Below are 10,430 nucleotides of genomic sequence, written 5' to 3' on the forward strand. Positions count from 1 at the left end.
TTCTCCAGTCTAGTGCTCCACCACACAAGTTTTGACAGGTGATCACAAACCAGGTTTCTAGCCTTAACAACACCCACAAGTGGAGATCTGCCTCCGTATATAAAAGTTATCAATAATACCGAAGACCAGGCGTTGATATCAGTACAAAATAGAAATAGGCGACAAATGTTCATTTGTTTGTTAGTAAGGATAAATAAAAAAGCATCATACAACTATTTAAGGTATTGCTCAAAAAAGTATTAGGTACACAAAAGGAATAATGGTGTGCTGTATTTAGCAGAAGTACAAAAGCAGAAAGGCGGTTTACTTGGTGGTAGCAAAACCGAACTAAGACTACTAGCTTATCAACGAACTGACCAAAGTTGGAGTACAGTTTCTGAAGAAGTCGTTCCTGTTGAGGAAGCTAGTAAATTAAGCGATGGAGTTCTCGTGTTGGTTGAAATAAATTCAAACCGCAAAGTACAACAGATTCAGGAAGCAGGGCGTCCTTTAGTTAATATTTTGCAGAAATTTTCCCGTCAGGTGGAAAAATTAAAGATAAAAGAAGAAGAAATTAACCAGTGGAAACAATCTTTGACGTTTCAAGCGCAAGAGTTGAATCGCCGTGAAATGGATATGGAAGTTCGCTTGGAACAATTGCAGCAAATGGAGGATGAATTTCAGTGCTTAAAAGTGCAACAACAAGAAGTTGAGACTTCCCGCAAGGAAATCGAAAAGTTGCAAACCCAGATTTCACTTAACCGTCAAGCACTAGAAGGTGCATGGGAACACTTGCGAGGTGAGCAGCGTCGCTTAGAGGAGTATAAAACAGAGTGCTGGCACTGTGCTGTGTTGGATGATCCACAAAATGGATTTCGGCAAAAGCTGCAAGAACTCGCTGAATCATTAGCTATAGTGCAGCAAACAAGTCATGATCAACTCCAAACTATTAGCAAAATGCGTCAGATACTGATACTTTTAGGTGAAACTTCTTCAGACATCACTCTGACATCTTAACTCAGAACTGTTTTAAGTAAATCCAGTCACCTTGAACTTGGGCGATCGCACCACCAGGAAATGGATCAGTCTGCGAACGGTTTGGTGCTGTTATTAAAGCTCCTAGTTTCTCAATTTGCTCGAAACTAGGAGCGTTCTGAAGTATTTCTTGCAATATCTGACGCATGACACGACGTTGTAGCGCTAATGGTGCTTTCTGCAACACACGACGATTTAACGTTATTAAATATGACGTATCAAGATTTCCTTCCTCATCACCCCATCTCCCGTTAGCCTCTTCCCGCAACTGATGCGCTGCTTGTTCTAAATATTCCACTTCTGCTTGCAAAATTTCAGCAGTCTGGGCAAGAACTGATTCAACTTGGGGGTTGAAATTTTCTTGCAAATATGGTATTAACTGTTGACGGATACGGTTACGTGCAAATTTCAAATCTTGATTTGTTGAATCTTCCCAAACAGGAAGCTGAAAGTCTTGACAAAATTGTCCTGTTTGCGTACGAGTGACTTCTAGCAATGGGCGTACAAGCACGATGCCATTATCTAATAACCGTTGCCATGTTAATGCTTGTAAGCCATCAGCGCCTGTACCACGAATTAAGTTGTAGAGTAGAGTTTCAGCGCGATCGCTAGTTGTGTGACCTGTAACAATGTAATGAAATTGGTTTTCGCAGGCAATGGTATTTAAAGCTTGATACCGCCAGTTGCGTGCAGCTGCTTCACTTTTTAATGGTTCGTCAGCTGTTTGTAGGTAAAATGAGACACCCCAATTTTTCGCCAAGTTTTCTACATGGTTCGCATTTGCTTGGGAGTCAGGACGCCAGCGATGGTCGCAATGAGCAATGCCTAGATACCATCTCCATTTGGGTTGTAAATCTAACAGTAATTTGATGAGACACAAAGAATCTTGTCCACCTGAAACTGCAACTAATAGCCGTTGGTTACGCTCAAATAGGTGGCGTGAACGGATGGTGCGGTGTAGTTTCGCATGCAGGGGAGTCCAAGGAGTGCGATCTGCCTTTGGCAGCAAGCTTCGCTTATCGCTCATTCGACAATTTCAAGTTCACGAGGATTTATTTAATCTTTAACTTAGTCTATGCTCTTCAATCATGGACAAAGCCAAGTTGTACATGCCTTTGGTCAGTTGTTGTGTCAGTAGTCTTGACGTTGACCGTATTTTTTTTGCATAAAAATACCATTATTTTACTTACATAACAAAATTTACCTATTTATACTTTTAATCATGTGATTTAACTTTTTGGATACGAAATGTCAATTTTAAATCTTTCATGAAACGACCTTAAAGAAAATAAAAAACATTGTATTTACGTATATTTTCTGATTATTTCTAGGATAGGAGTTTTCTTAAATTATAGATATACTAGTCTTAGCCTATCATGAGACCCTGTAAGACTTTTTTGTATAAATGTTAGCAAAATTACGTGTGTTCCCAAAGTCAACGCTTTCACGGTAAACAGCTAAATTTTACAGATATGTCACACCATCCAGGAAAATTTGATACCAACAACTTGAAAGTTGCTCATGGTAAGTTTTTGACTGTGTTTCAACGCAAACTTTTGCAAAAAAGTTTACAAGAAGATTTGCCTGAGTCATACCGTCAACGTATCCAAATTATGTTACTGGTAGATGAGGGGAAATCTCAAACCGAAATTTGTCGAACCTTAGGGTGCTCTCCAGCAACAGCAAGGCATTGGACGCATATAGCCCGCACTGGTATGGCGCACCAATGGCAGGATTGTCCGATTGGTCGTCCAATGGCTGTGAATGACGAATATTTGAAGCGTCTGCAGCAATTAGTAAACAATAATCCTCGTGATTATGGCTATTCTTTTCAACGTTGGACAGCAAACTGGCTGAAGAAACATTTGGCAAAAGAATTTGGGGTTGAGGTGAGCGATCGCCATATTCATCGCTTACTCAAACAAATGGGGCTATCTACTAAAGCAAAATCCAAAAATGCTAACAAAGACACGATTAAGAATGACTTGGCTAGAAGTTCAAAAATCTTAATTCGTGATCTCCATTCGGCTAATCCGCCGGATAGCACTGAATTATTGCCTCTTAATCTCACAAAATTAGGGACTGATTCAGATATCTATGGCGCACAATCCAACACAAGCGCATTTGCTTTCTTTACAACAGTTGAACAATGCTTTCGGGTATTCTCTTTCTGAAGAAGAATTTCAGCGTTGTCTTCAGGTAGCTAAAATCTTCAATCCAAAAGTAGGGAAATTCTGGCAAGAAAATCAAATTCAACCTGGCATCTATATTGTTGTTGCTGGGAAAGTTAGGTTACTGAACCACGCAGAAGAATTGATAGCCTCCTTAGAAGCAGGTGCGTCGTTCGGTGAATTTACTTTATTCCCCGAGTCTGAATTTCAGCCTTACAAAGTAAGGGCTGCGTTGAATTTACAGGTATGCCTCATCCCAAAAGAGGTGTTATTGCCACTTATGGCTAAACATCCACAAATTCGGGAACATTTGCACAATGAAGCGCAAACTTGCAATTCCCGACTTTTGGGGACAAATGACTTTCGGAAAACCTTTGCAGAGACACAAAAAATATATCCTAAGACAGATGTTTCGTCAATATCAGCAGTAAAACCAAAGCAAGGGAAAAAGATCAACAAAGCTTACTTCCCTAATCCTACGCAGCGCGCTGGACATCTGTGGCAACGGATGATTCGACGCTATCCGTTTTTTGCCCAACAGAGTGGATCTGACTGCGGTGCAGCTTGTTTAGTGATGGTATCTCGCTATTGGGGGAAACGCTTCAGTGTCAACCGCTTGCGGGATATTGCCAATGTTGACCGTAGTGGCGCGTCGTTGCGAGGATTATCGTCGGCTGCGGAAAGTCTTGGGTTTAGCACACGACCTGTAAAAGCGAGTCTTGACCAGTTGGCGAAGCAAAAATTACCTGCAATTGTTCACTGGGAAGGGAAGCACTACATCGTCCTCTATGAAATCAACAAAAGAAAGGTCGTAGTAGCAGATCCTGCTATTGGTCAACGTACCCTAAGCCACGCTGAATTTAAAGCAGGTTGGACTGGTTACACACTACTGATACAACCCACAACCTTATTAAAAGATGCCAAAGAGACGACAACTCCGTTATGGCAGTTTGTGGAGTTGATCAAGCCACATTCTGTGGTCATGTTAGAAGTCCTGATCGCTTCTATATTTATCCAGTTATTTGGACTTGTTACCCCCTTATTTACTCAGTTAATTCTAGACCGAGTGGTGGTGCAGCGTTCGGAACTCACCTTAACGGCGGTGGGGTTGGGGTTGCTGATTTTTAGCCTGTTTCGCGTCGCGATTGTGGGTTTACGGCAATATCTACTATTCCACACAGCAAATAAGCTAGATTTGGCATTGATTGTGGGGTTTATTCGCCACACCTTACGACTTCCTCTCAGTTTTTTTGAATCCCGTTATGTTGGAGATATTATCTCTCGCGTACAAGAAAACCGTAAAATCCAACGCTTTCTTTCCGGTGATGCTTTGTCTATCTTACTAGACTTCCTCACGGTTTTTATCTATCTAGGATTAATGTTCTCGTACAGCTGGCAAATGGCATTGCTGGCGTTGATTATCATACCGCCTTTTTTCTTGCTGGCATTGATTGCTACACCTTTTTTACAAAAGATTTCCAGAGAAATCTTTCATGCTGTTACCAGTGAAAGTAGTTACCTGATTGAAGTCCTGACTGGTGTCCGAACAGTGAAATCCACCGCAGTGGAACAAACAGTGCGTTGGCATTGGGAGGAGTTATTACATAAGGAAGTCAAAACTAGCTTTTCCGGGCAAGTTATCAGCAATAGTCTGCAAATATTTAGCAATACAATTCAAGCTGTAGCAACAACCGTGTTGCTATGGTATGGAGCATACTTGGTGATTAAAAACCAATTAACGATTGGGCAATTGGTCGCATTTAATATGTTGTTGGGAAATATTATTTCGCCCTTCCAACGATTAACAGTGTTATGGAATCAATTACAGGAAGTGGTGATTGCAACTGAACGTATTAATGATGTGTTGGATGCAGACCCGGAAGAAGATTTACAGCATCAAATACGCCAATCACTCTCAGAAATTCATGGACACATTCGCTTTGAGAATCTAACATTTCGCTATAATAAAGAAAGCGATACTAATATTCTAGAAAATCTCAACTTTGAAATACAACCAGGGCAAATGGTGGCACTGGTGGGACGTAGTGGTTCGGGAAAAACGACAATTTCTAAATTAGTTTTAGGATTGTATCCCCCAACAGATGGTCGGATATTGATTGATGGACTAGATATTACGAATATTTCCTTACGTTCCTTACGTCAACAGGTTGGAGTTGTTGACCAAGACACCTTTTTGTTTGGCGGAACGATTCGAGAAAATATTAGTCTAGGACATCCAGGAGCAACTATAGAAGAAGTCGTAGAAGCAGCAAATTTAGCAGGTGCTGATGAGTTTATTAAAAAGTTGCCGATGGGTTATGAAACTCAAATTGGTGAAGGTGGGGGTTTATTATCTGGTGGACAACGCCAACGGATTGCGATCGCCAGAGCATTATTAGGTAATCCCCGCTTACTCATTTTTGATGAAGCGACTTCCCATCTAGACACAGAGTCAGAACGAATTATTCAGAGGAATTTGAACACAATACTCAAAGGACGAACCGCTTTAGTCATTGCTCATCGTCTCTCGACTATACGAAATGCAGATTTAATTTTAGTTCTAGATAAGGGTGTGTTAATTGAGAGTGGAACTCACGAAGCGTTAATGGCAAAGCGGGGACATTATTTCTATCTTAATCAACAACAGCAGTTGAATATGGCGGCGTGAGAAGACAAGGAGAAGTAAGGGGAGTCTCTGTTGGATCTGCCTTTTCATCCGTCAAGAAACAAATTTCTTGCTTTGCTCAAGTATGCGATTAGCTTATTAAGCATACAGCGCATTGCAAGTCATTGAAGTACAAAGAGTAAAGTCTAAAAGTCAGACATAAAACCCTTTTTACTTCTGATTTCTGACCCAGCCAGGAATTGCTGCTGTATGTTGTTTCAGTCCGTTTTAACGGACTTTAGTTGTGAGTCTTGAACTTGAGTTCAAGGCGTCATTCGGGTGAGATGCAACAGTTCCATCCGCTAAGACGCACAGCCAAGTCAGAAAGTCTTTGCTCTTCTACTCAAGACTTTCAAGACAAATGTCACAGGAGGTAAATTCATATCTCCCACACTTCCTGCTACCAAAATCTCAAAGTTTGTAAGGAGAAATCATGACAAATACATTAAATGGGAAAGTTCATACTCAAATTCAAGAGAAGAAGAAGCATCACGAAGTTTTGAACCCTCCAACATCAGCTCAGCCAAGTCATGATTGGTCTGACGTCACTCAGGAATTAGTTGATAGTTTACCTCACGTTTGGACGAGAGGATTACTATATTTTATGTTGAGTTTTTCGGCGATTGTTTTGCCTTGGGCAATACTCTTTAAAGTCGATGAAACAGGTACTGCCAGAGGAAGACTTGAGCCTAAAGGTAAGACAGTGAAGTTAGATACTCTTGTTACCGGAACTGTTGCTAAAATTCCCGTAAAGGAAGGTGAATCAGTAAAACCAGGACAACCTGTATTGATTTTAGATTCCGAATTAGTGCGAACCGAGTTAAATCAAGGAAAGAATAAATTAGAAGGACAATTCAATCGGCTGTCGCAGCTGAATATTTTGAAAAAACAGTTAGTCGTAGCTTTGACAACTCAGCAACAACAAAGTCAAGCACAAGAGTTAGAAAAACAAGCTCAAATTGAGCAGGTTCAGCAAAATTTGACCGCTCTCAAAAACTCTTATGAATTACAAAAAGAAGAAAAAATGACGCAAGTCAATCAGGCAAAGAAAACTCTTGAGTCTAGTCAAACTGCTATTAAATTTGTAGAGAGTAGTTTAGCCAGTACACAGCAGGAAGTTAAACGCTATCGTCAGTTAACTAAGGAAGGAGTTGTTGCAGAAGTTAAAGTTGTAGAAAAGCAAGATCTAGCAAACGAAAAACAAAAGTTATTCGCACAAAGTCAATCAGAGATTGAGCAAGCTAAACTACGCTTGGCAGAACAACAAAGTAATTATGAGCAGACTATTCGTAAAGCTAAGGCTGAGATTGAACAGGCTTATTTGCGTCTCAAGGAACAGCAAAGAAGTTATCAAACTCTGACTCATTCTGGTAAGTTAGCTGTTTTAAAAAGTGAAGAACAACTGAAGACTCTTGAAACAGAAATGACGACACTGAAGTCAGAAATTTCTCAAAGTAAAAATAAAATTGAAAATTTACAGTTACAGTTAGGACAAAGAATCTTAAAATCGCCTGTAGCAGGTAGAATATTTCAGTTACCAGTACAAAAAGCTGGGGCTGTCGTGCAATCAGGAACAATGGTTGCAGAAATTGCTCCAGAAGGTGTACCTTTAGTCATTAAAGCACAGATAGGAATAAGTGAAAGTGGTTCGTTGCAGAAAGGAATGCCAGTGAAGTTAAAATTTGATGCTTATCCGTTTCAGGATTATGGAGTTATAGAAGGAGAATTAGTGGAAATTTCTCCTACAACAACAGAGGTGGAAACAGCTAATGGAAAAGTTGCAGCTTATAACTTAGAAATTGCCTTGAAACAAAATTGTATTCCTAAGGCAGGTAAATGCATTCCCTTACGTCCTGGAGATACAGCTACAGCTGAGGTGATTGTACGACAACGTCGGATTATTGATTTTCTGCTCGATCCGTTTCAGCAGTTACAAAAAGGGAATTTGAATTTGTAAGAAGTGTAAGTCCTAACTTTTTTATTGCTGAGTTGTCACAGAGGTGAATCTTCTACGTTGAATTTCGTTTATATAACTGAGAGAAAGGTCATGTTAAACACTATCACTATTACCAGTGAAGATATTCTTCAACAAGTCAAGCTCTCTTGTAAAGTTCCTGAGATTATTCAAGAGATTATAACTCGTAAAGTGATTGCAGTTGCTACTGAGAAATTTGGTATTGAAGTAGAAGATGAAGCACTCCAGAAAACTGCAGATAAGTTCCGATTCAGAAATCACCTTGTCAGTGCTGAAGAGACTTTGCAATGGCTACAAAAACATCACCTTTCCATAGATGATTTTGAACAAGTCTTATACAACAGCCTCATTTCTGAACAGCTGGCAAAATATCTATTTGCAGATAAGGTTGAACCCTATTTCTATGAAAATCAATTAGACTATATTGGTGCAGTAATATATGAAGTTATTTTAGACGACGAAGACTTGGCAATAGAGCTTTATTATACCATAAAAGAAGCGGAAATGAGCTTTTATGATGTTGCTCATACATATGTCCAGGACATAGAGTTACGCCGAAAATGCGGATATCGGGGAATAGTACATCGTAAAGATTTAAAGCCAGAAATTTCTGCTGCTGTCTTTGCTGCTAAGCCGCCTCAGCTACTCAAGCCAGTTGTGACATCTTCAGGAATACATCTGATTTTTGTGGAGGAAATAGTTCAACCAGAATTAGATGATAAGCTACGCAATAAAATCATTGCCGATTATTTCTCGCAATGGCTGAAACAACAAATTGAACAGATGGAAATAATTTCAGACTTATCATAAGATAATCTAGTTATTTTGTGTCGAGATTCATAACAGAGTTTTCACTCTGAGAAAGCGCCTGCATCTTATTTGAGTAAGATGCAGGATAACACTGGGCAAAGATTTCAGAAATAAAGCAAGTGAATGTCATTCTTTAGAAGAAGCTTGTCACTCAAGCTTTATTTCTCAAATTAATGCAAACAATGAGTGTGATTACTTGTTATTACGAACCTTACCATTTTATAACTTTCACATCTCCAGTATTGCCGCTGCTGAGAAGACTAACGTTGTTATCATTCAAGGAGTCTGATACGTTAGCGTTAACAAGTCCAACCTGCACAGTTTCAACCGCAGCTCCAATCAATCCGCCAAGACCAAGTGCTTCTCCGTCTCCACCTTTTGTTGCATCAAGCTCAGTATTTGATAGCTCATTGATATAGCTGTCAGAAGTTTCCAGTTGAGAAATTGTAATTTTAGCCATTGTGAGATTTACTCCTTAATCAAGTTCTCTGTTTTGGAATTCGACTTTATCTTGTCTTATCCTGTTTACTATCTTCTTTTATTTTCCTGAGTTTTTCAAGGTTTTAATGACTAAAAAATGGACATAAAAATTACAGTTAATTCCTAGTTATATCATCAAATCATTGCCGTTTATTTCTCACACGACATGAAAAAAATGAGCAGTCTGAAATGATTTTCAGACTGCTCATCAGCTCATCTAGTTTTTTTGTATTCAACTGAATAAGAAAGTTTTGACTCAAATAAAATCCCTGCATCTCACTCAAATCAGATGCAGGATAACACTGAGCAAAGATTTCAGAAATAAAGCAAGTGAATGTCATTCTGTAGCAGAAGCTTGTCACTCAAGCTTTATTTCTCAAATTAATGCAAACAATGAGTGTGATTACTTGTTATTACGAACCTTACCATTTTATAACTTTCACATCTCCAGTATTGCCGCTGCTGAGAAGACTAACGTTGTTATCATTCAAGGAGTCTGATACGTTAGCGTTAACAAGTCCAACCTGCACAGTTTCAACCGCAGCTCCAATCAATCCGCCAAGACCAAGTGCTTCTCCGTCTCCACCTTTTGTTGCATCAAGCTCAGTATTTGATAGCGCATTTATATAGCTGTCAGAGGTTTCCAGTTGAAAAATTGTAATTTTAGCCATTTTAAAATTTACTCCTTGATCAAGTTCTTTGTTTTAGGATTCGACTTTGTTTTGTCTTTTCCTGTTACTATCTTCTGCTATTTACTTTGGTATTTCAAGGTTGAAATGACTTAATAATGGACATAAAAGTTACAGTTATATCCTGTTAATTATTCACTGAAATAGTTCTCGTTTCTTTATAGGTGAACAGAAAAAATACAGCAGTTTTCAATTGGCTAGAATACAGCTTGGCTATAGGGCTAAGGGCAGGAATGCTATGTCTCTACCATGTGCTTTGTGGTTTATGCCCTTTCAAGCGCTGTACTAATAGCAGACTGCAAAACAATCAATCGCACACCTGGTGGCTTAGCCTGACTTGAATGAACTGAAATTTTAGCTCTAAGCATTTAGAGTTTTAAAAAACTTACACTATAAAACAAGATGTTTATTCCCTCGTAGATTTCTTTGTCAGGTGCATAACTAAAACATTTATGTCCTATTTACAGTTTTTCAAAAATGACAAGTTCTAAATATGGCGAAGAGTCGTTACTTATCCAATTCAGTAAGTGATGCTAATCACAGTTTACCAAATTTTAGCAATCAATGTTTTATATCAAGTTCGGATGATTAGTTATCATTGCAGTCCTCGTGTTACCCCTCCCCAA

The 10,430-nt window shown here is 39.2% G+C and carries 8 protein-coding genes; 5 read left to right on the top strand and 3 right to left on the bottom strand.

Features of this window, described 5'->3' with window-relative positions:
- Window positions 1-264: 264 nt before the first annotated feature.
- The gene (hmpF, locus tag DP117_RS21035; RefSeq protein ID WP_339381347.1) at window positions 265-996 is read left to right on the top strand and encodes a pilus motility taxis protein HmpF; all 732 of its coding nucleotides are present in this window, start codon (window positions 265-267) and stop codon (window positions 994-996) included.
- A 1-nt stretch (window position 997) separates the two neighbouring features.
- Here hmpF and tilS read toward each other — a convergent pair whose 3' ends face one another.
- Window positions 998-2,041 carry a tRNA lysidine(34) synthetase TilS gene (tilS, locus tag DP117_RS21040; protein WP_169220202.1) on the bottom strand — a complete coding sequence of 348 codons (1,044 nt, stop codon included), beginning with the start codon at window positions 2,039-2,041 and terminating at the stop codon, window positions 998-1,000.
- A gap of 445 nt (window positions 2,042-2,486) precedes the next feature.
- Here tilS and DP117_RS21045 point away from each other — a divergent pair, with 445 nt between their 5' ends.
- The 4 genes from DP117_RS21045 (at window position 2,487) to DP117_RS21060 (ending at window position 8,635) form a co-directional block, all read left to right on the top strand.
- Window positions 2,487-3,188: a helix-turn-helix domain-containing protein gene (locus DP117_RS21045; protein WP_169220203.1), complete on the top strand. Its 702-nt coding sequence runs from the start codon at window positions 2,487-2,489 to the stop codon at window positions 3,186-3,188.
- Complete coding sequence (locus DP117_RS21050; protein WP_169220204.1) at window positions 3,112-5,853, top strand: peptidase domain-containing ABC transporter; 2,742 nt, start codon at window positions 3,112-3,114, stop codon at window positions 5,851-5,853. Before DP117_RS21045 ends, DP117_RS21050 begins: the two co-directional genes overlap by 77 nt.
- Window positions 5,854-6,283: 430 nt before the next feature.
- Window positions 6,284-7,807: an HlyD family efflux transporter periplasmic adaptor subunit gene (locus DP117_RS21055; protein ID WP_169220205.1), complete on the top strand. Its 1,524-nt coding sequence runs from the start codon at window positions 6,284-6,286 to the stop codon at window positions 7,805-7,807.
- A 90-nt stretch (window positions 7,808-7,897) separates the two neighbouring features.
- Window positions 7,898-8,635 carry a peptidylprolyl isomerase gene (locus DP117_RS21060; protein WP_169220206.1) on the top strand — a complete coding sequence of 246 codons (738 nt, stop codon included), beginning with the start codon at window positions 7,898-7,900 and terminating at the stop codon, window positions 8,633-8,635.
- Between the two features lie 211 nt (window positions 8,636-8,846).
- Here DP117_RS21060 and DP117_RS21065 read toward each other — a convergent pair whose 3' ends face one another.
- Together DP117_RS21065 and DP117_RS21070 are read right to left on the bottom strand one after the other, a co-directional pair.
- Entirely contained in the window at window positions 8,847-9,095 is a 249-nt protein-coding gene (locus DP117_RS21065; RefSeq protein WP_169220164.1) for a hypothetical protein, read from the bottom strand.
- Between the two features lie 442 nt (window positions 9,096-9,537).
- Window positions 9,538-9,786, bottom strand: a complete 249-nt coding sequence (locus DP117_RS21070) for a hypothetical protein (RefSeq protein WP_169220165.1) — start codon at window positions 9,784-9,786, stop codon at window positions 9,538-9,540.
- Window positions 9,787-10,430 lie beyond the last annotated feature (644 nt).

It is taken from the genome of Brasilonema sp. UFV-L1, from assembly GCF_012912105.1.
GTDB lineage: Bacteria > Cyanobacteriota > Cyanobacteriia > Cyanobacteriales > Nostocaceae > Brasilonema.